The sequence below is a fragment of the Parafrankia irregularis genome, from assembly GCF_001536285.1.
Taxonomy (GTDB): Bacteria; Actinomycetota; Actinomycetes; order Frankiales; family Frankiaceae; genus Parafrankia; species Parafrankia irregularis.
Window position 1 is genome coordinate 143072 of record NZ_FAOZ01000017.1, and the last position, 22806, is coordinate 165877.

General features: G+C 71.3%; 17 protein-coding genes. 12 read left to right on the plus strand and 5 right to left on the minus strand.

Annotation, left to right across the window (positions count from 1 at the left end; genetic code table 11):
• Positions 1–29 precede the first annotated feature (29 nt).
• Positions 30–767 carry a TetR family transcriptional regulator gene (locus AWX74_RS23470; RefSeq protein ID WP_091280926.1) on the plus strand — a complete coding sequence of 246 codons (738 nt, stop codon included), beginning with the start codon at positions 30–32 and terminating at the stop codon, positions 765–767.
• Here AWX74_RS23470 and AWX74_RS23475 read toward each other — a convergent pair.
• Positions 656–1291, minus strand: coding sequence for an AMP-binding protein (locus AWX74_RS23475; protein ID WP_242666376.1), 636 nt, complete (start codon positions 1289–1291; stop codon positions 656–658). The genes AWX74_RS23470 and AWX74_RS23475 overlap by 112 nt on opposite strands.
• A gap of 211 nt (positions 1292–1502) precedes the next feature.
• Here AWX74_RS23475 and AWX74_RS23480 point away from each other — a divergent pair, with 211 nt between their 5' ends.
• Both AWX74_RS23480 and AWX74_RS23490 read left to right on the plus strand, forming a co-directional pair.
• Positions 1503–2474 (plus strand): NAD(P)H-dependent flavin oxidoreductase, encoded by a 972-nt coding sequence (locus AWX74_RS23480; RefSeq protein WP_091280929.1) that lies wholly within the window; start codon positions 1503–1505, stop codon positions 2472–2474.
• A 374-nt stretch (positions 2475–2848) separates the two neighbouring features.
• Complete coding sequence (locus AWX74_RS23490) at positions 2849–3952, plus strand: AI-2E family transporter (protein ID WP_091280934.1); 1104 nt, start codon at positions 2849–2851, stop codon at positions 3950–3952.
• An 81-nt stretch (positions 3953–4033) separates the two neighbouring features.
• Here AWX74_RS23490 and AWX74_RS23495 read toward each other — a convergent pair whose 3' ends face one another.
• Positions 4034–5050: an ABC transporter substrate-binding protein gene (locus tag AWX74_RS23495; protein WP_091280937.1), complete on the minus strand. Its 1017-nt coding sequence runs from the start codon at positions 5048–5050 to the stop codon at positions 4034–4036.
• Positions 5051–5686: 636 nt separating this feature from the next.
• Here AWX74_RS23495 and AWX74_RS23500 point away from each other — a divergent pair.
• The 8 genes from AWX74_RS23500 (at position 5687) to AWX74_RS23535 (ending at position 15765) form a co-directional block, all read left to right on the plus strand.
• Entirely contained in the window at positions 5687–6496 is an 810-nt protein-coding gene (locus tag AWX74_RS23500; RefSeq protein ID WP_091280940.1) for an ABC transporter permease subunit, read from the plus strand.
• Positions 6469–7227 (plus strand): ABC transporter ATP-binding protein, encoded by a 759-nt coding sequence (locus AWX74_RS23505; protein WP_091280943.1) that lies wholly within the window; start codon positions 6469–6471, stop codon positions 7225–7227. Before AWX74_RS23500 ends, AWX74_RS23505 begins: the two co-directional genes overlap by 28 nt.
• A 33-nt stretch (positions 7228–7260) precedes the next feature.
• Positions 7261–8952, plus strand: a complete 1692-nt coding sequence (locus AWX74_RS23510; RefSeq protein ID WP_091280946.1) for an ABC transporter substrate-binding protein — start codon at positions 7261–7263, stop codon at positions 8950–8952.
• 41 nt (positions 8953–8993) lie between these two features.
• On the plus strand, positions 8994–9926 hold the full coding sequence (locus tag AWX74_RS23515; RefSeq protein ID WP_091281035.1) for an ABC transporter permease: 933 nt from the start codon (positions 8994–8996) through the stop codon (positions 9924–9926).
• Positions 9923–10918: an ABC transporter permease gene (locus AWX74_RS23520; protein WP_091280949.1), complete on the plus strand. Its 996-nt coding sequence runs from the start codon at positions 9923–9925 to the stop codon at positions 10916–10918. The genes AWX74_RS23515 and AWX74_RS23520 overlap by 4 nt, the downstream gene beginning before the upstream one ends.
• Positions 10915–12924, plus strand: coding sequence for a dipeptide ABC transporter ATP-binding protein (locus AWX74_RS23525; RefSeq protein WP_091280952.1), 2010 nt, complete (start codon positions 10915–10917; stop codon positions 12922–12924). The genes AWX74_RS23520 and AWX74_RS23525 overlap by 4 nt, the downstream gene beginning before the upstream one ends.
• Complete coding sequence (locus AWX74_RS42870) at positions 12818–14575, plus strand: helix-turn-helix transcriptional regulator (protein ID WP_091280955.1); 1758 nt, start codon at positions 12818–12820, stop codon at positions 14573–14575. The genes AWX74_RS23525 and AWX74_RS42870 overlap by 107 nt, the downstream gene beginning before the upstream one ends.
• A 416-nt stretch (positions 14576–14991) precedes the next feature.
• Complete coding sequence (locus AWX74_RS23535; protein WP_076827010.1) at positions 14992–15765, plus strand: AfsR/SARP family transcriptional regulator; 774 nt, start codon at positions 14992–14994, stop codon at positions 15763–15765.
• A gap of 122 nt (positions 15766–15887) precedes the next feature.
• On the opposite strand, the gene AWX74_RS23540 is transcribed toward AWX74_RS23535, so the two are convergent.
• Complete coding sequence (locus AWX74_RS23540) at positions 15888–17495, minus strand: MFS transporter (RefSeq protein ID WP_091280958.1); 1608 nt, start codon at positions 17493–17495, stop codon at positions 15888–15890.
• Positions 17496–17734: 239 nt separating this feature from the next.
• Positions 17735–18844 carry a saccharopine dehydrogenase family protein gene (locus tag AWX74_RS23545; protein WP_091280961.1) on the minus strand — a complete coding sequence of 370 codons (1110 nt, stop codon included), beginning with the start codon at positions 18842–18844 and terminating at the stop codon, positions 17735–17737.
• Between the two features lie 256 nt (positions 18845–19100).
• Between AWX74_RS23545 and AWX74_RS23550 the strand changes: the two genes are divergently transcribed.
• On the plus strand, positions 19101–20234 hold the full coding sequence (locus AWX74_RS23550; protein WP_054569475.1) for a helix-turn-helix transcriptional regulator: 1134 nt from the start codon (positions 19101–19103) through the stop codon (positions 20232–20234).
• A gap of 644 nt (positions 20235–20878) precedes the next feature.
• Here AWX74_RS23550 and AWX74_RS23555 read toward each other — a convergent pair.
• Entirely contained in the window at positions 20879–22804 is a 1926-nt protein-coding gene (locus tag AWX74_RS23555) for a beta-ketoacyl synthase N-terminal-like domain-containing protein (protein WP_091280965.1), read from the minus strand.
• Between the last annotated feature and the right edge of the window lie 2 nt (positions 22805–22806).

Consider the following 22806-nt stretch of genomic DNA (forward strand, 5'->3'; position numbering starts at 1 on the left):
TCCACCATGGTCGCCACCGTGGTCAGGACATGGACCGTTACAGTCACGTTGTGTCCGACCGCCGAGCCGCTGCCGCACGGCGTCTGGCGGCGTCGCACCTGCCGGTCGGGCTGGACGCGGACGCGGTGGTGACGGCGGCGCTCGCCCTGATCGACGCCGACGGGGTCGCCGGCTTCACGATCCGCCGGCTCGGCGAACAGCTGGGTGTGAGCGCGCCGACCATCTACTGGCATGTCGGATCGAAAGCCGCGCTGCTCGACCAGGTCGTCGAACGCGTCCTTTCGAACATGATGCTGGATACCGACCCTGATCAGACCTGGGACCGGAGGCTACGGCTGTTCATCACGGCCGCGCGCGAACAACTGCTCGCGCACCCGCATGTACTGGATCTGCTGCCTGCTGCGACGTCGCGTGCGGTCACCCAGTGGTCGGCCGAGGCGCTCGCGATCATGCGTCAGGCCGGGTTGACCGACGAGGATGCCGCAACCTTCGCGAAGGTCCTCCTCCTGCAGGTCCTCGGCTATGCCCGTGCCGAGGCCGCGGTTCGCACCGCGCGGTCCATGGAACCGGTGGCCGGCGGATCGGGCCTGACCTACCGGGTCCGGCCCGAGCTCCTCCGGCCCGAACTCGGCCCTGACGCCGTGCTCATGGGCACCTACGACCTCGACGTCCAGCTGCGGATCATGATCGAACTCCTGGTCGCCGGCGTCGAAGCCGCGATCGATCGAGCGAGACCAGGGAGACCGAGCCCGGATCGCGCTGGCTGATCAGATCCGCGGATCCTTCCCTCGCCGGGCGGCCTGCCGTCGGGCACGGTCCCCGTCTTCGGGTCCAGCCGAGCCACCCACCTCAGTCCTGCCGCGGCCGCGGTGCCCACGGCGCCCAGCCGCGGATCGGTCACGATCGCGACGGCCCCGGTGAGTGCGATCGCATGGGCGAGCTCGTCCTCGGCGTACCGGGTGTTGACGTCGACGGCGACCGCGCCAAGCCACCCGCACGCGAACCACAGGTGCAGGAAGGCCGGGCTGTTGTCCAGATGGATGATCAACGTGTCGCCCGCGGTCACTCCACGGGCGGCGAGCCCGGCAGCGGTGGCCTCCACATCACGGTGGAACTCGCCGTAGCTCCAGGTACGCCGCGGCCCGTCCCCAGGAGCCGGCTCCCACAGCAGAAACGGATGGTCCCGCCGGCGCCGCACCCGTTCGTCGAGCATCGTCCGCACGTCGGCACCCAGGAACGGATGAACAGCCGGCAGCCGGACAGTGCCCAGGCGACTCCGTGTGTCTCCCACAACTCCCCGATCTGTCGTCACGGGCCCCGTTGGTCACGTGGCGTCCGACCTCGTGCGGACGTCTATGCTCGTTATAGGTCTATGGCCGTTATAGTGCGGTCTGCATCACACGGTCAAGCCGCCGCAGGCAGGCAGGCAGGCAGGCAGCGAACGTGATCAGTCCGATGCGGCACACATCCGATGCGGCACACAAAGGGGAGAGCGAGACGCCATGAGACACAACGAAGCGGTCCCGATCGGCTGGCCGCTCCCGACCGACCGGCTGGTGCTGCCGCTGATCGCCGCGCCGATGACAAGGGTGTCGACCCCGGCCCTCGTGGCCGCCGCCTGTTCCGCCGGAATCGTCGGGGCGTTCCCGACCAGCAACTGCAGTTCGAACGCCGAGCTCGACGAGTGGCTCGACGAGATCGCGGCTACTGTTCGTACCGCGGGAACAACCGCAGACGATGCCGCCAGCGTTCCCACACCGGGCCCGGTCGCCGCCAACCTGATCGTGCACCGGGCGAACAAACGCCTCGACGACGACCTCCAGACGATTGTGCGCCGTTCCGTCGAGCTGGTCATCACCAGTGTCGGAAACCCGGTTCCGGTGATCGACCCGCTTCACCGCGCGGGCTGTCGCGTCCTCGCGGACGTCGCCTCGCTCGCGCACGCGCACAAGGCGGTGGACGCGGGCGCCGACGGTCTCGTGCTGCTCAGCGCCGGGGCGGGCGGTCACACCGGCTGGGCCAACCCGTTCGCCTTCGCCCGCGCCGTTCGCCGGTTCTATGACGGACCGCTGGTTCTCGCCGGCGGTATCAGCGACGGCACGGCGCTCTGGGCAGCGATCACGCTCGGCTACGACCTCGGCTACATGGGCACGAAGTTCATCGCCACCCGGGAAAGCGGCGCGGACCCGAAATGGCGTGCCGCCGTCGTCAGCGCCAGCCTCGACGACATCACCCTGAGCACCGCGCCCAACGGGGTCACAGCCAGCATGGTCGTGCCTCCAGGTGGCGCAGGTCAGCCCGCGGGCAGCGCCGGGCACACCGTGTCCGGCGTCGACGCGATCACCACGGTCGCGGGCGTCGTGGCCGCGACCAGCACCGAATGGCACCGGGCCCGGGCCCGCACCAGCACGGCGCTCAGGGCGTCGGGGCGATCAGGCCTCGGGGCCAGCAGCCTGTCGTGGACTCAGGATTGAAACGTTCGTTCGAGCGGGTCCGCCCCGTGGCGGATCCCGGAACGTCAACTGCTGGCGGACCCCAGGTGGAGGCACCTCGACCGTCGTGATGGTTCGATTGGTCCGGCGCCTCGGCGGACACTGCGAGCACGTCGACGTCGTACTCGGCCGACGGTCGCACGACGAGGTCGGCGTCGTGCCTCGGCGCTACCGCCGTACCGCGACTAATGAGTCGACACGGACGGGATATGCCGTTCTTCCTCCCTCGATGAGTGGGGTACATTTCCTGGTCAGCGGCATCGCGACATCCGTCGCCCCCGGCTGGTAGAGCTCATCGGCATCGCGTCGACGCCTCTCGGCATGCGCGAGCACAGAAGGGTCGGAACACGGTGCCGATGTCGTCAATCAATACGCCAAAAGGCTCGTTGACGCGTTCCACGGCTATTCTGTTGGGACTGGCTTCGTCGACCGTCGCCATAGCCGGGATGCGGGCCTTCCGGGACACTCTGGCCGCGGCATTCCTGGCGTTGGTCCTCGTGGTCACATGCCATCCGCTGCAGACGTGCCTACGCCGCCGCGGCGCACCCGGGTGGGTCGGCGTCGCCGTGACGATGACGACCATATACACGATCATGGCCGGCCTGGTGGTCGCCCTGGTCACGGCGGCCGCCCGACTTGTCACCCTGCTGCCGGACTACGCCACACAGTTCGAAAAGCTGCTCAACCAGGCCGCCCGGCGGCTGGAGGACCTCGGCGTCACGCCGGAGCAGGCCAGCACGACGGTCGGCCGGCTCGACCTGTCCAAACTGTCCGGCCTGCTGCAGAACATTCTTTCCGGGCTGACCTCGGCGGGGTCGAATCTGATGTTCCTCGTTGCTCTGGTCTTCTTCCTGGCGATCGACGGCGATCAGTTTGCGCGCCGGCTCGACATGGCCGCCGAGTCGCGGCCGCTCCTGGTGGACGCATTGCGGGCGTTCGCCCGCAACACGCGCCGCTATCTTGCCGTTTCCTCGCTCTTCGGGCTGGTCGTCGCGGCGCTCGATGTGCTTGCTCTGCACTGGCTGGCGATTCCGCTGCCGCTGTTGTGGGGGCTGCTGTCGTTCATCACCAACTACATCCCCAACATCGGGTTCCTGGTGGGCCTGCTCCCACCTGCGCTGCTCGGCCTGCTCGAGGGCGGGGTCGCCCGCATGCTCTGGGTCGTGGCGGTCTATTCATCGATCAACATGGTCGTGCAGTCGTTCATCCAGCCGAAGGTCGTCGGGAACGTGGTGAGTCTGTCCGCGACGCTGACCTTCTTCTCGGTGGTCTTCTGGACGCTCGTTCTCGGCCCGCTCGGGGCGCTGCTCGCGGTTCCGATGACGTTGCTGACCAAGGCTCTGCTCATCGACTCCGATCCCGCGGCCCAGTGGTTGCGCCCGCTTCTCGGCGATACGACGGCTGAGGCCGCGGAAGAGGATGCCACGCCATCCGCCCAGTCAAAAACGCAGTCTCCGTGAGGCCACGAGAGGTCGCACCGCTTCGCCACGATGACCAACCTCGCATGTGGGCCCGGCGGGCGGCCCCGTTCGCGACCCTCGTCAGGAGGTCAGGGAGCGGACGAAGAAGGGCTTCACGTCGAGCTTCTTCTCGAGCACACCGGCCTCGGCGTAGACGTCGGCGGACTTCTGGAACTGGCTGACGATCTGGTCGTCGATCGGGGGCGCGCTCCACTGGCGGCGCTTGAGCACGTCGAGGGCCACCGGCTCGGGCAGTTTCGTCAGCGACGCGAAGATCTTCGAGAACTCGCCCTGGTGCTGGTTCGACCAGATGAACGCGTTGCGCTGTCGGGTCAGGAAGTCGGCGATCGCCGCCTTGGTGCCCGCGTTCTCGACCGCGTCCTCGGTGGCGACGACGAAGCCCAGGCCGCTGTTGATCCCCTCGCCGTCGCGGACGATGCGGGCGCCCTTACGTTCGGCGAGCGCGACGTAAGGATCCCAGGTCACCCAGGCGTCGATCTGCCGGGCGTCGAAGGCGGCCGACGCGGCCGGCGGGGCCAGGAACGAGATCGTCAGGTCGTCGGGGGTCAGCCCGGCCTCCTTGAGCGCGCCGAGCAGCAGGTAGTGCCCGATGCTGCCCTCGGTCGACGGGGATACCGTCCTGCCACGCAGATCGGCGACGGTACGGATCGGCGAGTCCTTGGGAACGAGGATCGCGACGCCCTTCGGGGAGGTGCGGGCCGCCCCGACGACCTTCAGCGGCGCGCCGGCACCGAGCGCGTTGAGGATGGGCGCGTCACCGGCCTGACCGATGTCGGCCGCGCCGGCGCGCAGCGCCTGCAGCAGCGGGGCGGCGGCGGAGAAGTCGGACCACTCGATCTTGTATGGGACGTCCGCGAGGACGCCCGAGGCCTCGAGCAGTGCCTTGAGCTGGCCGACCTGGTCGGCGACCCGCAGGGTCACGCGGGAGAGGTCGGGCCGCCCGTCGGCCGTCGTGGCCGCCGGGGCGTCGTCGGAGTCCGACCCGCAGGCGGTGACGGCCACGACGGCCACGACGGCCACCAGTGCCGCGACGCCGACCCGCAGCCGGGATCCGAGCAGTCTGAACACGCGCAACATCGCACAACGCTCCGGGGTCAGGGGATCAGGCCGGGACGGGCAGGCCACCAGGGCGGACCGGGCAGCCCGGTGACATTTTGCTGACAGACAGGATCAACCTCATCTCGACCGCGTCCCACCGAGCACGGTACAGCACTGTCAGTAATTCATCTTTGACGACCTAAAAAGTGAAGAAGTGACTTCCATCACACATTCAGACCCATTGACCCAGCCTGTCGGGCATGTTTCGGTTGCTCCCGTGTACAGATCGGTTCGACTGGTCACCCGCAGTCACATCGACCTGCAGCGGATCAAGTCCGCCGCATGTCCCCGGCACCGGGCCGACGGCTAGGCACCTTCCGTCGTCGACTCGGTCCGGCGGCATCCCTGCCCGCGGACCGGGAGATGGCAATGGCTCACCAAGGCGACCGCCGCCACCGCCGCCCTCCCCGTTCTCACCGGCGACCGTGACTGCTTTTCACGGCGATGACTCGCGCGCCCTCGACGGGAGAATTCGTGACGCTCCAGACCTTTCCCGCCGGCATGGGCGGCGAGAGCAGCACACCCGGCGGGAGCACGGAGAAAACCGACTCACCGGGAACATCGGAAACTCCAAAAACGCGAGAAACACGAGAAACATCCGGAACATCGGTCGAGGTGGCGCCGGTTCTGACCACCGTCGTTCCCGCCGGCGCCCGGCGGCGGGGACTACCCCGCTGGGCACGGCGCCCGGTGGGACCATTGTTCCTGCTGGCGGCGTGGCAGATCGCGGTGTGGACCGGAAGCGCGTCCACCGAGCTTCTCGCCTCGCCGTGGAGCGTGGTCACGACATTCGCGGACCTGATGGGCAGCGGTGAGCTCCCCCGGGCCATTCTGGTGTCACTGCGGCGTGCCGGAAGCGGCCTGCTGCTGGGCGGATTCATCGGCATCACGCTGGCACTGCTGGCCGGGCTCTTCCGGCTCGGCGAGGACCTCATCGACGCCGCCGTCCAGATGATCCGCACTGTGCCCTTCGTGGGCCTCATCCCGCTTTTCATCATCTGGTTCGGCATCGGGGAGCAGCCGAAGATCGCCCTCGTCGCCTTCGGCGTCGCGTTCCCGCTGTACCTCAACACCTATGCCGGAATCCGGAACGTCGACGCGACCCTCGTCGAGGCCGCGCGCACGGTGGGGCTCGGCCGGGCCGGGCTGATCCGGCACGTCATCCTGCCGGGGGCGCTGCCGAACGTCCTGGTGGGCCTGCGGTTCTCCCTCGCGATCGCGTGGCTCGCGCTCATCTTCGCCGAGCAGATCAACGCAAACCGGGGCCTGGGGCACCTGATGAACCGGGCCCAGGAGTTCCAGCGCACCGACATCATCGTCGTCTGCCTCGTGGTCTACGCCCTTCTCGGGCTCGCCGTCGACGCCGTCGTCCGACTACTCGAAAGGCTGCTGCTGTCATGGCGACCGGCCTTCAGCGGAGCTTGACCACCGCCGGCGGGGGCACGCAAGCCCCACCCGCGGTCACCGTCCGCAACCTGCGCCGCTCCTTCGGCGACACCACGGTCATCGACGACCTCAGCCTGTCCGTCCCGGCCGGGCAGTTCGTCTGCCTGCTCGGCCGCAGCGGCTGCGGCAAGAGCACCCTGCTGCGGATCCTCGCCGACCTCGACAACGAGATCAGCGGCGAGGTCCAGATCGCGTCCCGGCGCGCGGTGGCCTTCCAGTCGCCGCGGCTGCTGCCCTGGAAGCGGGTGTGGCGCAACGTCGTTCTCGGCCTGCCGGGCCGGCCGGACCGAGCCCGCGCGCTCGCGGCGCTGACGGAGGTAGGGCTGGCCGATCGTGCCGACGCCTGGCCCAAGACGCTCTCCGGCGGCGAGGCGCAGCGCGCGTCGCTGGCCCGGGCGCTCGTGCGCGACCCCGAGCTGATGCTGCTCGACGAGCCGTTCGGAGCGCTCGACGCCCTGACCAGGATCCGCGTGCAGGGCCTGGTCGAGCAGCTGTGGCAGCGGCACCGCCCGGCGATCCTGCTGGTCACGCACGACGTCGAGGAGGCGTTGCTGCTCGCCGACCGGGCGCTGGTCATGGAGGACGGTGTGATCTCGCACAGCGTGGACGTCACGCTGCCGCGGCCACGCACCGTGACCGACCCGGCGTTCGTCGAGCTGCGCGCCGAGCTCCTCGCCCGGCTCGGCGTCGGGGCCTCCTCCCCTTCCTGACGAAGCTCGTCCCAACACCCCCGGAGTTCACCCATGCGCTTCCCCAGACCCGGACGTCCAGTGGCACGGCCCCTACGACTCGCGGTGGCGGCGACGCTCGCCGCGGGACTCCTGCTCACCGCCTGCGGTTCCGACGACGACCCCGCTCCGGGCGCCGCCGGCGCAGGCACCGGCGCCACCGAGAAACCGGTCGCGGGCGGTTCGGTCACCTACGCGATCGACACCGAGCCGACCTGCTTCGACATCCACGTCAGCCCGCAGGACATCACCGCGGCCATCCAGCGCAACGTGTTCGACTCGCTCGTCGCGGAGGACGAGTCCGGCACGTTCCACCCGTGGCTGGCGAGCTCCTGGGAGACCTCGCCGGATCTGAAGACCTACACCTTCAAGCTCCGCCAGGACGTCACGTTCACCGACGGCACCCGCTTCGACGCCGCCGCCGTGAAGGCGAACTTCGACCACATAAAGGCGCCCACGACGAAGTCGCGGTACGCCGCGAGCCTGCTCGGCAGCTACACCGGCACCGACGTCGTCGACCAGTTCACCGCCCGGGTGAACTTCGCCCAGCCCTTCGCGCCGTTCCTGCAGGCGGCCAGCACCGCCTATCTCGGCTTCTACTCGCCGAAGACGCTCGCCGCCGACGCCGACAAGCTGTGCGGCGGTGGCCCGGTGGCGGTCGGCACGGGGCCGTTCACCTTCACCAGCTACACCAAGGGCCAGAGCATCGTCCTGACGAAGAACCCGGCGTACAACTGGGCGCCGGCGACCGCGAAGCACACCGGCGCCGCCTACCTGGACACGTTGACGATCCGCGTTCTCAAGGAGAACTCCACCCGGATCGGCTCGCTGACCAGCGGCCAGATCGACGTCGCCGGTGCGGTGCCGCCGGCGAACGTGGCCGCGGTCGAGGCGAACGGGCGCCTGCAGGTGCTGCGCCGCGACGCCGCGGGCTCGCCGTACAGCCTCTACCTGAACACCACACTGGCACCGTTCACCGACGAGCGGGTGCGCGTCGCCTTCCAGCGTGGCCTGAACATCGACCAGGACGTGAAGACCGTCTACTTCGGCCAGTACAAGCGTTCCTGGAGCCCACTCACCGCGGTCACGCCCTCCTACGACAGGAGCCTGGAGAACAGCTGGCCCTACGACCCGGCCAAGGCCAACCAGCTGCTCGACGAGGCCGGCTGGACGGGCCGTGATTCCGACGGCTACCGCACCCGTGACGGCCACCGGCTCACCGTCGCCTGGCCGATCATCCCGGCCACCATCCGCGAACAGCGGGACGTCCTCGGCCAGGCGTTCCAGGAGGACCTCAAGAAGATCGGCATCGAGCTCACCCGCCCGTCCCTCGACGCGGGCACGTACCTGAAGGAGGCGTACGCCGGCAAGTACGCCGTCCTGGACTTCAGCTGGGCCCGGTTCGAGCCGGACGTGCTGCGGCTGTTCTTCCACTCGGCCAGCACTCTGGCCGGCGGCGGCCAGAACGCCGCGTTCGTGAAGGACCCCGAGGTGGACACCTGGACGACGACCGGTGCGGGCACCTTCGACGAGAAGGTCCGGAACGACGTCTACGCGCGCACCCAGCAGCGGGTGGTCAGGATCGGCGCGGTCGTGCCCGTCTACACACCGTCGTCCATCCTCGCGGCCGGCAGGCACGTCCACGGGATCGCCTTCGACACGAACGCCTGGCCGCAGTTCTACGACGCCTGGCGCGACCGAAAGTGAAGGCCGTCGAACCCGTTCGGCCAGGGCCACGGGGGTGGATCGTGCTGCGCGCGGTCGGGCGGCGGCTCGCCCGCGCGGGCGCGGTCGTCCTCGGCGCGGCGACCCTCGCGTTCGCCGCGTTGCAGCTGCTGCCCGGTGACCCGGTGGCGGTCATGCTGGGGCCGGCCACGACGGCGTCCCCGCAGGTCCGGGAGCAGATCAGGGCCGACTTCGGGTTCGACGAGCCGGTACCGGTGCGCTATCTGCACTACCTCGGTGATCTGGTGACGGGCGACCTGGGCCGGTCCTACCAGCTCCAGCAGCCGGTCACCGCGCTCATCGGGGAGCAGCTGTGGCCGACGGTGCAGCTCGTCGCGGCGAGCGTCACCCTCGCCGTGGTCATCGCGGTGGTCTCCGCGGTGCTCACGGCGGGCCGCCGCTCGGCACTGCGCGCCGTGGTCACGCTGCTGGAGCTGGTGGCGCTGTCCACCCCGCAGTTCTGGCTGGGGATCGTGCTGCTGACAGTGTTCTCGTTCCGCCTGAACCTCTTCCCGGTGGCGGGCGCGCAGGACCTCAGGGCGCTGGTGCTGCCGGCGGTCACCCTCGCGCTACCCGTCGCCGGGGTGCTGGCACAGGTGCTGCGGGAGGGCATCGAGACGGCGCTGGAACAGCCGTTCGTCGTCGCTGCCCGGGCCCGGGGCCGCAGCCGGATCGGGGTGCGGCTGCGGCACGCGGTCCGGCACGCGGCGGCCCCGCTGCTCACACTGTCCGGCTGGGTGACGGGTTCGCTGCTGGGCGGCGCGGTGCTGGTGGAGACCGTCTTCGGTCGCCCCGGCCTCGGTTCGCTGGTGCTGCAGGCGGTCGCCAGCCGGGACATGCCGGTCGTGCTGGGCGTGGTCCTGCTGACCGCGACGGTGGTGGCCGTCGTGTTCATCCTGGTGGACCTGGTGCAGCTGGCGCTCGACCCACGGCTACGGACGGCGGCAGCTCTGTGACGAACATCGACACCCGGACGGACATCGACGCCGGGACCGGCAGCAGCCCCGAGACCGGCGGCAGCCCCGAGACCGGCAGCAGCCCAGGGGCGGGCATCGACACCGTGCTCACGGGCGGCGCCCGGCGTCCGGGTCCACGCGGCTGGTCGGTCCCCCGGCCGGGTGTCGTCTCGGTCCCCCGGCCGGGTGTTGTCGTCGCGGCCGCGGTACTGGCGCTGGCTGCCTTCGTCGCGGCCGCGCCGGGGCTGCTGACCGACGCCGCGCCAACCGACATCGACCCCGTGCACGCGCTGGCCGGGCCGGGGGCGGGCCACTGGTTCGGCACCGACCAGCTCGGCCGCGACGTGTTCACCCGCGTCGTCTACGGGGCCCGCACGTCGCTGCTGCTCGGCCTCGCCGCGATCGGCCTCGCCGTCGCCGGTGGTGTGGTGCTGGGCCTGGCCACGGCGCTCGGCGGGCGCGGGATGAAGCGGATCCTCACCTGGCTGACGGACGTCACGCTCGCGCTGCCCCCGGTGCTGCTAGCGCTGCTGGTGGTCGCCGTGCTCGGCGCCGGAACGGCGAACACCGTGATCGCGATCGCGATCGCCCTCATTCCGGTGTACGGGCGGCTGGTGCGCACCGAGGCGATGCTGGTGCTGCGCTCCGGCTACGTCGAGGCCGCGGTCGGGCTCGGCCTGCGCCGCGGTGTGGTGGTCGCCCGCCATGTCCTGCCCAACGCGCTCGGCCCGGTGCTGGTCCTGGCCACGGTCGGGTTCGGTACCGCGCTCATGTACGCCTCCGCGTTGAGCTTCCTCGGCCTCGGGTCGAGCCCGCCGAGCCCGGAGTGGGGCCTGATGCTGTCCGAGGGTCGCGACTTCCTCCAGACCGCCTGGTGGACGGGGGTGTTCCCGGGTGCGGCGATCACCGGAACCGTGATCGCCGTGACGGTCGTCGGCCGGTACGCGCAGGCTCGTTTCGCCGGACGGGTCGACTGGCGGGCGGGCCGATGACCGGGCCGGTGGGCGGGGTGGACGGCGGGCCGGTGGGCGGGGTGGACGGGCCGCTGCTCGTCGTCGACGGGCTCGACGTGACGTTCCAGGTGGGTGGCGAGCGGGTGCACGCGGTGCGCGACGTGTCGTTCGCCCTCGACCGCGGCGAGTGCCTGGCGATCGTGGGCGAGTCCGGGTCCGGGAAGAGCGTCACCGCCCGCACGTTGATCGGTCTGACCGGTGGGCGTTCGACGGTGCGCGCCCGCCGCCTCTCCTTCGACGGCACCGACCTGACCGCGCTCACCGAGGCACGCTGGCGGGCGGTGCGCGGACGGCACATCGGGCTGGTGCTGCAGGACGCGCTGGTGTCCCTGGACCCGCTGCGAACGGTGGGCGCGGAGGTCGCCGAGCCGCTGCGCGTCCACCGGCTCGCCGCTCGGGACGAGGTCGCCGGCCGGGTCCGGGACACGCTGGCCGACGTCGGCGTGCCGGATCCGGCCCGGCGCGCCCGCCAGTACCCCCACCAGCTCTCCGGCGGGCTGCGGCAGCGGGCGCTGATCGCGTCCGCGGTCGCGGCCGGACCGCGGCTGCTGCTCGCCGACGAACCGACCACCGCCCTGGACGTGACCGTGCAGGCCCAGGTGCTCGATCTGCTGCGACGGCTCCGGCAGGAAGGCCTGGCACTCCTGCTGATCAGCCACGACCTCGCCGTCGTGGCCGGCATCGCCGACCGGATCGCCGTCATGTACGGGGGGCTGATCGTCGAGGGCGGACCAGCGGAACAGGTGCTGCGCGACCCGCGGCATCCCTATACCCAGGCGCTGCTCGCGGCCGTCCCCACGCTGCACACCAGGCGGAGCCGGCTGGCGGTCCCGGTGCCCCGCCAGCCGGGGGCCGGCCCGGACGGCTGCCCGTACGCGGCCCGCTGCCGGCTCGCCGACGAACGCTGCCGGACGGAGCTCCCGCCCCCGGCCGAGGCCGACCCCGGGCACAGCGTCCTGTGCTGGCACCCCGCACCGGCCCCCGACCCATCGGGCCGATCTGACCCGTTCCGTCCGTCCCACCCGTCCCACCCGTCGGGCCCGTTCGGATCGGCCGGCCCGTTCGGATCGGCCGAACCCGTCGGCCCGGCCGTCCTGGCCGTCGCCGAAACACCACCGCTCGCACACATGCCAACCGGGAGCGTGCCCGCCGCGGGCATGCCCACCGAAGTCGCCCGCGGCGAGGTCCTTCTCGATGTCGACGGTCTCTCCAGGCGGTTCCGCGGGCCCGGCGGGGCCTGGCAGCACGCCGTCGACGACGTGTCGTTCCAGCTGCGCGCCGGCGAGACGCTCGGCGTCGTCGGCGAGTCCGGGTCGGGGAAGACGACGGTGGCCCGCATCGTGCTGGGCCTGCTCGCACCGGACGCCGGCACGGTCCGCTTCGCCGGTGTCCCGTGGAACGGGGACGGGGTGCTCGAGCGCGACCGCCGGCCGCACCGCCGCCGTATACAGGCCGTCCAGCAGGATCCGCTGAGCTCCTTCGATCCCCGTTACACCGTCGAGCGGATCGTCGGGGAGGCGGTGGCGGGCAGCCGCCGCCGGGGCGGGCGGCGGGCACGGCGTGACCGGGTCGCCGTCCTGCTCGACCAGGTGGGGCTCGGCGCGAACCTGCTGGGACGGCGGCCGCGGGACCTCTCCGGCGGACAGCGCCAGCGGGTGGCGATCGCGCGGGCGCTGGCGCCGGAGCCGGCGCTGCTCGTCTGTGACGAGCCGGTGTCCGCCCTGGACGTGTCGATCCAGGCCCAGATCCTCGACCTGCTCGCCGACCTGCAACGTGACCTCGGGGTGGCGATGCTGTTCATCTCCCATGACCTGGCGGTGATCCACCAGGTCGGCGACCGGCTCCTGGTGATGCGCGACGGCAGGATCGTCGAGTCCGGTGAGCTCCGGCAGGTCTTCGCACAGCCGGCGCACCCGTACACCCGGGAGCTGCTCGCCGCGGTCCCCCGGCCCGCCGAGTCCGCCTCACGGGCGATGGCCCGCTAGCGCGTTGGCGGCCGGAGCGGGACCCACAGGTGGGAAGGCGGCGCGGCGTCCCCACGGCCTGGTCGAACGGGCCGCGGAGATCTCGGTGTTCACCCGGCTGCTGGCCCGCGGCAGGCTCGGGAACGGCAGCGTCGTGGTGCTCAGCGGGGCGGTTTCGACCGGCAAGACCGAGCTGTTGAACGCCCTGGTCGACGATGCGGCGGCGACGGGTGCGGTGGTTCTGACCGCGCTCGCCACCCCAGCGGAACGCGACGAACCGCTGGCCCTCGTGCGCCAGTTGTTCCGCACACCGCCACAGTTCGGCGCCGAGGACGATCTCGCCTGGCCTCGGGTCACCGACGCCGAGGCTGCCCCCGCAGCCCCCACCGACACCGGTACGGCTCCCGCCGACCAGTTGTCGACCAGCGCCGTGCACGACCTGTGGTCGGCGATCGACACGCTCGCGCGCCGGGTCACGGTCGTCATCGGTGTCGACGACCTGCATTTCGCCGACGTGGAGTCGTTGCGCTGCCTGGCGTACTTCGGCGGCCGGGTGCGGGCGTCGCGGGTTCTGATCGTCGTCAGCGAGAACATCGGACATGTCGGGACGGATGCTTCGCGAGCCTCCTGGCACACCGATCTGTTGCGCCAGCCCCACTGCCACCGGATCCAGGTCTCCCCGCTGTCGCCTCGGGGGGTGGCCGAGCTGCTCGACACCCGGCTCCGACTGCCCGTCGGCACGGTCACGACCACCCGCTGGCACCACGTGAGCGGTGGGAACCCGCTGCTGCTGCGGGCCCTGACCGAGGACGCCGCCGCCGTGGCCAGGCAACCCGCCGGACTCGCCGGACTCGCCGAACCCACCGGTCCGGCCGAACCCGTCGCACCGGGAGAACCCGCCGAACCCGCGGAGCCAGCCGAACCCGTCGCCGGTACGGCATTCGGCCAGGCATACCTGACCTGCCTTCACCGCGGCGGGCCCGACCTGCTCCAGGTCGCGCGCGGGCTGGCGATCCTCGCCGAGTCCGGCTCGTCCGCGTCGCTACGCCAGCTCGTCGACGCGGACGAGCCGACGGTCGAGCGGGCCCTGGACCTGCTGGAACGCGCCGGTCTGCTCGAGCGCGCCGGTCCGCTGGGCACCGGCCGGTTCCGCCACCCGGCCGCCCGGGCCGCAGTGCTCGCCGAGATGTCCCCGGGCGAACGGTCGCATCTGTACCAGCGGGCGGCCCGCCTGCTGCAGGTCGACGGCGCGGCGGCGCACACCGTCGCCGCGCATCTGGTCGCCGCGCACCACCCGCCCGGGCCGTGGGCGTTCGCCGTGCTCTGCCGGGCGGTCGAGGAGACCCTCGACCACGATCGGCTCTTCGCCGCCGAGTGCCTGCGGCTGGCCCGCCTGGTCTGTTCCGACGACATGCAGCGGGCGACGGTCGCACTGCTGCGGCTGCGGATCTCCTCGCCCAGCGCGGAGGTCGACCCACTCACCGCGGCCGAGCACCAGGTCGCGGTGCAGGCGGCGCTGGGCGGTACCAACCGGGAGATCGCCAGAATCCTGCACATCACCGCGAGTACCGTCGAGCAGCATCTGACCCGGGTTTACCGCAAACTCGGCGCGAAAGGCCGCGCCGACCTGCGGTCCACTTTCATGCAGTTCGCCCGCGAGGATCTCGACTAGCCGGCGGCCGCGAATATTCCGCGATACGCAATCCAACGACGACCGACACCACGTGACATCGGTCACCACCCAAGAGCATTTAAGTCGTCGATGCGAACCTGCTACTTCAACGATCACCGTGAGCTGGAAAGAGTTCGGACATTTTCGCGTAACACTATCGCAGAAATAGCCGCACAGGGGTCATCTAGGGGGGTTTCAGGGGTACCTCGGGAGCAATTCTCCGGTGATTATTGACGGAGCGACGCGCCGCAGTTCGACGCGCCCCGGATCCCGGGTTCCCCCGGCTCCCCGGACCCGAACACCCGGAGATTTCCCCAGAAAGACCAGTGTCCTACTTCATCCGCCGAGCCGTCATGCGGGCCCGGACACCGAGTCGCGCCCGCAGACACCGCCCCACGAGACACGATGGGACAACGATGAGATACGAAATCCTCGGGCCTCTTCGGGTGACGAAGGAGGATGGCACCTGCTTCATCAGCGCCCCCAAGATGGAGACCCTGCTCGCCACCCTCCTGGTCCGCCCGAACGAAGTGGTGTCGGCCGACCAGCTCATCAGCGAGATCTGGGGTGCGGCCGCACCGCGGAGCGCGAATGCCGGAATCCACGTGATGGTGTCGAACCTGCGCAAGTTCCTGGCCCGGCCGGACCGGACGGACAGCCCGATCGTGACCCGCGCCCCGGGCTACCTGCTGGACCTGGGCGACGACACCCTCGACGCCCACGACTTCCTGGACCTGGCCGCGCGCGGACACGAACACGTGCGGCTGAAGAAGTACGCGGAGGCCGTGGCCTGCTTCGACCGTGCGCTCGGGCTGTGGCGGGGCCAGCTGCTCGGCCGGCCGCCCGCCAGCCCGATGATCGTCTGGTATGACACCTGGCTCGCCGAACAGCGGCTGGGCTGCCTGGAGGCGAACCTGGAGGCGGAGCTCGAGCTCGGCCGCCACCGCCGGCTCGTGCCCAGGCTGTACTCGCTCATCACCGAACACCCGCTGCACGAACCGTTCTACCGCCATCTGATGGTCGCGCTGTACCGGGCCGAGCGGGTCGCCGACGCACTCGACGTCTACCGGACGGCCCGCACCCGGCTGCGCGACGAGCTGGGCCTCGAGCCGTGCCGCTCGCTACAGGACACACAGCGGGCGATCCTGGTCGGCGACCGGCGCATGGGCCTCGTCCGGCTCGCCGGCTGAACGCTCTCGCTCCCGCCCCGGGTCCCGCCCCCGGGTCGGGCCGACCACGAACCTGCCCTGCCCCATCTGGAGAGGCTGTCCGTGGCCCGGCCCGCCCCGGGACGGTCAGCCCCGGGGGGCGGTCAGCCGCCCTCGATCGCGGCGGACTGCACCGCGGCGAGGTCCACCTTCTCGCCTCGTCCGTCCTCCCGGAAGAGCAGCAGCGCGGCCAGCACCCCGACGACCATGGTCACCGCGGTGATGACGAAGCCGAGCTTGAACCCCTCGGTGAGCGCGGCCGCCGCCGCGTCGCCGGCGCGGGCCGCGTCGGCCGTCCGGCTCTCGGCGAGCGTCGCGATGACCGCGAAGCCGAGCGATCCCCCGACATAGCGGCTGACGTTGAGCAGCGCCGCGGCGATGCCCGTGCTCTCCGCCGGCACGCCCGTCACCGCGGCGATGTTGATCGGGACGAAAAGGATCGCGAACCCGAGGCTGACCACCACCGACGGCAGGATGATGTTCGTGCCCAGACCGCCGTCCGGCGAGATCCCGGTGAACAACAGCAGACCGCCGGCGACGATCGCGCAGCCGATGGCGACGACGGCGCGGATGCCGATCTTCGGCACGAGCAGTGGGCCGACCGGCGCGGCGACCAGCAGGGTCACGGCGAGCGGCAGGTAGGCCAGTCCGGTCTTCAGCGGGGAGTAGTTCAGTACCTCCTGCGCGTACAGAGTGACGAAGAACAGCATCGCCCACAGCGCGACCGCGACGAGCGCCTGGACCGCGTTCGCGCCGGACACCGAACGGTTACGGAACAGCGAGAACGTCATCAGCGGCTCGGCCGCTACGAACAGCTCGTGGACGACGAAGTAGGCGAGGAGCACGACGGCGCCGGCGAGCAGGCCGATCGTCCGCCCGGACCCCCATTCGTGCTCGCTGGCCTGCAGCACCGCGTAGATCAGCAGCGCGGTGCCGCCGGTGGAGACCAGCGCGCCGACGACGTCGAAGCGGTGCGTCCGGGTCGTGCGGTCCGCGGGCAGGTACCGGCCGGCACCGGCCAGGATGAGCGCGCAGATCGGGACGTTCAACAGGAAGATCCACCGCCAGCCGGGCCCGTTGACGAGCACGCCACCCAGCACCACGCCCAGGGCGCTGCTCACGCCGGCGGCGGTACCCCAGACCGCCAGCGCCTTGTTGCGGGCCGGGCCAGCCGGGAAGATCGACGCGATCATCGCCAGCGTCATCGGGATGCTGAACGCTCCGGCCAGGCCCTGCAGCGCCCGGGTGGCGACGAGGCTGCCCGCGTCCTGCGACAGACCCGCGGCGAGCGAGGCGACCAGGAACAGGGCGATTCCCCCGACGAATATCCTCCGCTGGCCGAACACGTCACCGGTCCGGCCGCCGAGCAGCAGGAAACCACCGAACGCCACCGTGTAGGCGTTCACCACCCACGGCAGGTCGCCCTGGGAGAAACCGAGGTCGTCCTGAATGCTGGGCAGCGCGACGTTCACGATCGTGATGTCGAGGGTTTCGAGCATTGCCGCGACGCACAACAGCGTCAACGCGATCGTGTGAACGGACGTCCAGACGAACGACGCCGGGTTCGAGGACGCCGGGTTCGAGGACGTCGAATTCGGGTGCACCGAATGTGAGGGCGCCGACCTCGGGGGCGCGGAGCTCCCGGCGGCCGGCTCGCGCGCCGGCCCGTCGACGGCTCGCACCGCCGCCCCGGACTCCTGCTTTTCCGTCATGGGTTGCGAATTCCTTTCGAGCGACTGTGACCGACCAGCCTTTTCCGTCGACGTGTCCGAGCCGCAGTGACAGCACCCGGCAGACGTGAGATGGAAAAGGCTCAATGAGCCTTTTCCATCTCACGGCGCATGGTCAGGGACACCGCGGGTTCGAGTCGACGACGGAAAAGGCTCGGCTTCGGGGCCGCGGATCCGGGCGGCGGTCGTTCTTCCACACCCGGACCCGCGGCCGATGCCGCCTACTGCGCGGCGGGCGCGTCCGCCGGCGTCTGGACGTCCCAGGAGTAGCCATGCGGAACGAGGAAGTCGAGGAAGCTCGCGGCGTCGAACGCCTGGGCGGGGCTGAGCACACCGGCGCGGGGCGGCTGGGCGAGCAGCCGACGGACAGCCTCCGCCACGATCACCGCGGTCGACCCGTAGATGTCGCTGGCATGCAGGACACCGCGGGCACGGCGCCCGTCGGCGCCGGTGGCCTCCGCGACGATGGTGAACCTGGCCGCAGCGCGGCGGGTGTCGTCCGGGCCCTCCGCAAGGTTGTCGATGATGGTCGCGACGGTCTCGGCGGGCAGCTGGAGCAGCTGCGCGAACTCCGGCGTGACGATGCTGGCGTTGATGACGACCGACAGCCGGTCGGTCGGCACGTGCCGGGGAACGGTGATGACTTCCGGGCCCGCCCAGCTGATGACCGGCGTCGGCTCCACGTTCCCCGGGAACGTCACCGCCTCGTACGGCGTCGTGCCGTCGCCGGGCCGCCATCCGCCGTCGCTGTAGACGAAGGTGCCGCTGGTCAGCGCACCGAAGGCCGACCGGACGGTTCCCCTGCTCATGTCCCAGTCGTGCACGTCGTAGGCGACGAGGAGATCGGTCGCCTGCTCGACCCGGGAGCCGACCACGTTCGCGAGCAGATCACCGGGAACGATGTCGAAACCGACGGACGGGACGACGGCCACCCCGGCGTTCTGCGCGGGGTCGGAGAACTCGTCGAAGACCTTCTTCACGAACAGCTGCTCGGCGGTCGTGTCGAGATAGGGCACACCCGCCTCGATGGCGGCCCGGACCACCGGTTCACCCACCAGCGCGAACGGGCCCGCCACGTTGACGACGACATCACTGCCGCGGAACGCGTCCGCCAGGGCTGCCGGGTCTTCCACACCGACCTGGCGGGTCGCTATCTCGACCTTCCGGCCGTCGACGGAGTCACCCGGCTCGGTGTCGGCCAGTTCCGTCGCCAACGCCCGCAGCCGGTCACCGTCCCGGCCGGCCAGAACGACGGAAAATCCGCGGCGCCGAAGCTCGGCGGCCACCAGCCGTCCGGTGTATCCACTCGCGCCGTAAACGGTGATCGCCATGCGGAATCCCCTCCTCTATGGAGCCTTCTCCATCTCACGGGCACGGTCCGGGACACCGCGAGTCCACGTCGCCGAGAGTCCACATCGCCGAGAGTCCAGGTCGCCGAGAGTCCACGTCGCCGACGGGAAAGGCTCATTCAGTACCCGTCATACTTGCGGGGATCAGCCGGCACGCCCATCCCGCAACTAGGGGCCTCGCGCATCCCCCCAACTTTGGGGATTTTTTCGATCGGCAAGGTCGGGTAAGCTCGCGGGCGTGGCGAAACCTGCCCTCGGAATCCGCGCCAGCGCCGTTCGCGAGGGGATCGCGGACCTGTGCGAGCAGCGCATCACCCCGGAAGACCTCGTCGCCGAGGTCGCCGAGCGCGTCCGCCGAGTGGTTCCGTACGACGCCGGCTCGTGGATGACGACCGACCCCGAGACGCTGCTGCCGACCCGGCTGCACGCGGTCGGTCCCAAGGTCTGCCTGCGCGCCGACGACCTGCACGACGAGCTGGCGGGCACCGGCGTCAACGGGTTCCTCGACCTCGACCGATCCGGGCGTTGCGCGGTGTCCCTCGCCGCCTCCACCGGCGGCGACCTGGACCGCGCCACCCGGCACCGGTCCGTCCACGAGCCGCTGGGGCTGCGCGACGAGCTGCGGCTGCTCGCCCGGGACGGCAGCGCCACCTGGGGCATCGGCTGTCTGCGGCGCGCCGACGACGAGCCCGACTTCACCGCCGCCGAGGTCCGCTACGTCGCCTCGATCGCCCGCCATCTGGGCCACGGCCTGCGGTCCGGCCTGGCCCGCACCGCGGCACCACGCACCCCGCTGGCGGGCTCCGGCACGCTGATACTGGACGCGGCGGGCCACCTCGAGGCCTCCACCGCGGAGGCGGACCGCTGGCTGCGGCGGATCAGCCCGGCCGAGCCCCCCGAGCTGCCGGTGTCGGTCACGATGGTGGCCGTGCAGGCCCAGGCGAACGCCGTAGCGGGCGGCCCGCCCCGACCGGCCCGGCTGCGGATGTCGCTGCCCGGCGGCGGCTGGCTGCTGGTGCAGGGCGAGGTGCTGGTCTCCGCACCGGCGCACGGGGGCGGCGGCACGTCACGCACCGCCGTCGTGCTGGAGCCCGCGAGCCGCGCCGACCTGCTGCCGGTGATGCTGGCCCTCTACGGCCTCACCGCGCGCGAACGCCAGCTGGCCGAGCTGCTCGTCGCCGGGCACGGCACCGACCGGATCGCCCGCAGGCTCGGGATCTCCCAGCACACCGTGCGCGACCACACCAAGGCGATCTTCGCGAAGGTGAACGTGGCGACCCGTGCCGAGCTGACCGCGGTGCTCGGCGCCGAGGTCACCGGCCCCCCGGTCGACGTCCCCGGCGGCCTGGGCGACCTCGGCCTCGCCGGCTGACGCACCGCGCCCGGAAACACCACGGTCCTCGCAGCCCCAGAAGACTGGACGCTGCGAGGACCGCCGGCGTTCTGCTCCTCAGTGCGGAGCCATCAGTGAAACTGTGTTCCTCGGGTACATCGCCATCAAGCAAGGGTCGCCAGGCCGCTGCGCTGGCCTCCACGGATGCAGGGAAAATAGGGCCGGGTCGCCTGCCGAGAGCAAGACCTGAGGATCGGGGTCGTCAGAACGACCAGGATCCTCAGATCTTCCGGAGCGCGGCTACGAGCGGGGGCGTCCGCTCTTCCTACCCACGAACCCAGCCGGACCTCCGAGTGCTCGGTAGCCAGGCAGCTCGCTAGCCCGGTAGCCCGGTAGCCCGGCAGCCCGGTTTTGCAAGTCGCAAGAGTGAACGATTTCGGTCGTTCCAGCGACCAAAATTCTTCTTTCTTGCGGGTCGCCAGGTGAATCAGCACCCCTTTTGCCGCTAAAGAGGCGAAATGACCCCGCCGCACGGCAGTGCGGGATCCTCGATGGATGGCAGGAGGGGCGCGGTTCGCCCCCCATCAGCACGGCTCCGCCAAGCCCATACAGGCACGCCGGATCCGCGTCTCAGGATTCTGCCGCGGGCTCTTCGCTCATCGCCCTTGGACTCGCGCTGCGGATCAGACGGCGGTGAGGCGAAGGGTGGCTGCGGGGGTCTCCGCGCTGCCGGCCGGGACGATCGCGTAGCGGCGCCGCTCCCATGGATAGTGCGGCAGGTCGACGACGGCACGGGGCAGTTCCGTCAGCTCGCCTCCACCGGGCTCCACGGGAGTGCCCGCGGCGAGCGCGTCGAGGGCCGCGAGGGCCTGCGACCGGCTGGTGGCGAGCACCCGGGCGCGGACGGGATGGCGCGCCCGGCCCACGGTCGCCGTGTAGGCGAACGCCGGGTAGGCGTCGTCCGGGAGGGTGGCCAGCCGGTCCCGGTAGCGCGCCGCGAGGACCCGCAGCGCGTCCGGGGTTCGCGCCGCCACCTCGAATCCGGCCACCGGAACCGCCCTCCCGCCAGCGGCCGCGACACCCTCCACACCACCGGTGCCCACCGCACCACCGCTGCCCACCGCGGCGCCGGCACCCACCACGGCACCGGCACCCGCCGCCGCACCGTTGCCCGCCGCGGTGCCGATGTCCACCGCGGTACCGACGTCCGCCGGGCCGACGATGACGTGGGCGTTGGTACCGCTCATGCCGAAGGAGCTGACGCCGGCGTAGCGGCCGTCGTCCGGTGACCAGGCCTCGACCTCGGTGGGGATGGCGATTCCGGTATCGGCGAGGTCGAGGCGCGGGTTCAGGGTCCGGAAGTGCACCAGCGGCGGCACGGCCCGGCGCTGCACGCACAGGATCGCCTTGAGCAGGCCGGCCATACCCGCCGCGGACTCCAGGTGCCCCAGGTTCGACTTCACCGATCCGACCGTCAGCCGGCGCCCGCCGCGCGGGCGGCCGAGGACGGTCGCGATCGCGTCCATCTCGATCGGGTCGCCCAGGGCGGTTCCGGTGCCGTGGGCCTCCAGGTGCCCGATGTCCGCTGCGGTCAGGCCCGCGTCGGCCAGCGCCGCGGCGATGACGTCGATCTGGGACCGCACGTTGGGCGCGGTGATGCTGGCGGACCTGCCGTCCTGGTTGAGCGCCGAGCCGGCGATCACCGCGTGGATGCGGTCGTTGTCCCGCCGGGCGTCCGCGAGGCGCTTGAGCACGACGATCCCGCAGCCCTCGGAGCGGGTGAAGCCGTTCGCGCGGGCGTCGAACGGCTTGCACAGCCCGTCCGGGGCGAGCAGGCCCGACTGGGAGATCAGCCTGGTCGACGCCGGAGACACGATGAGGTTGACGCCGGCGGCGAGCGCGACCTCGCACTCGCCCCGCAGCAGCGCCTGCCGCGCGAGATGGACGGCGACCAGCGACGACGAGCAGGACGTGTCCACTGCCATCGCCGGGCCGGTCAGCCCCAGGGTGAACGCGACCCGCCCGGCGGAGTAGCAGATCGCGTTGCCGATGCCCCAGACCGCGTCGACGTCGGCGGGCCGCCAGTCGTCGTAGTCCTGGTTGGTGATGCCGACGAAGAATCCGGTGCGGGTCTCGGTCAGGCGCTCCGGGGGCAGCGCGGCGTCCTCGAGGGCCTCCCAGGCGACCTCCAGCAGCAGTCGGTGCTGCGGGTCGAGCCGCCGTGCCTCGCGGCCGCCGATACCGAAGAAGCCGGCGTCGAAGTCCATCACCTCGTCGAGGAACCCGCCTTTGCGGTGCAGGCCCGCCCACTGGTCGGCGAACGGGCCCATCCGCTCCTGGCTGAGCGGGGTGACCAGGTCACGGCCGGCGGCGAGCGCCGTCCAGTAGCCGTCGAGGTCGTCGATGCCACCGGGCAGGCGCAGGCCGACGCCGACGACGGCGAGCGGCTGGTCGGCGCGTTGCGCGTCGAGCTGGGCCCGCAGTGAGCGGATCGTGTCGAGCGCCCGCGCGAGCGCGGTACGGGACGCCGGGGCGGGGGCCGGGGCGCCGGGCGGGGCGCCGGGCGGGGCAGCGGCCGGGACGAGCGTGGGACTGTCGTCGTGAGCCATGC

Bases quoted from the DNA above. Each gene is read 5' to 3' on its own strand.
- AWX74_RS23545 (WP_091280961.1), bottom strand. From the start codon at position 18,844: ATGGCGATCACCGTTTACGGCGCGAGTGGATACACCGGACGGCTGGTG.
- AWX74_RS23525 (WP_091280952.1), top strand. From the start codon at position 10,915: ATGACCGGGCCGGTGGGCGGGGTGGACGGCGGGCCGGTGGGCGGGGTG.
- AWX74_RS23540 (WP_091280958.1), bottom strand. From the start codon at position 17,495: ATGACGGAAAAGCAGGAGTCCGGGGCGGCGGTGCGAGCCGTCGACGGG.
- AWX74_RS23495 (WP_091280937.1), bottom strand. From the start codon at position 5,050: ATGTTGCGCGTGTTCAGACTGCTCGGATCCCGGCTGCGGGTCGGCGTC.
- AWX74_RS23480 (WP_091280929.1), top strand. From the start codon at position 1,503: ATGAGACACAACGAAGCGGTCCCGATCGGCTGGCCGCTCCCGACCGAC.
- AWX74_RS23555 (WP_091280965.1), bottom strand. From the start codon at position 22,804: ATGGCTCACGACGACAGTCCCACGCTCGTCCCGGCCGCTGCCCCGCCC.
- AWX74_RS23535 (WP_076827010.1), top strand. From the start codon at position 14,992: ATGAGATACGAAATCCTCGGGCCTCTTCGGGTGACGAAGGAGGATGGC.
- AWX74_RS23510 (WP_091280946.1), top strand. From the start codon at position 7,261: ATGCGCTTCCCCAGACCCGGACGTCCAGTGGCACGGCCCCTACGACTC.
- AWX74_RS23490 (WP_091280934.1), top strand. From the start codon at position 2,849: ATGTCGTCAATCAATACGCCAAAAGGCTCGTTGACGCGTTCCACGGCT.
- AWX74_RS23470 (WP_091280926.1), top strand. From the start codon at position 30: ATGGACCGTTACAGTCACGTTGTGTCCGACCGCCGAGCCGCTGCCGCA.
- AWX74_RS23505 (WP_091280943.1), top strand. From the start codon at position 6,469: ATGGCGACCGGCCTTCAGCGGAGCTTGACCACCGCCGGCGGGGGCACG.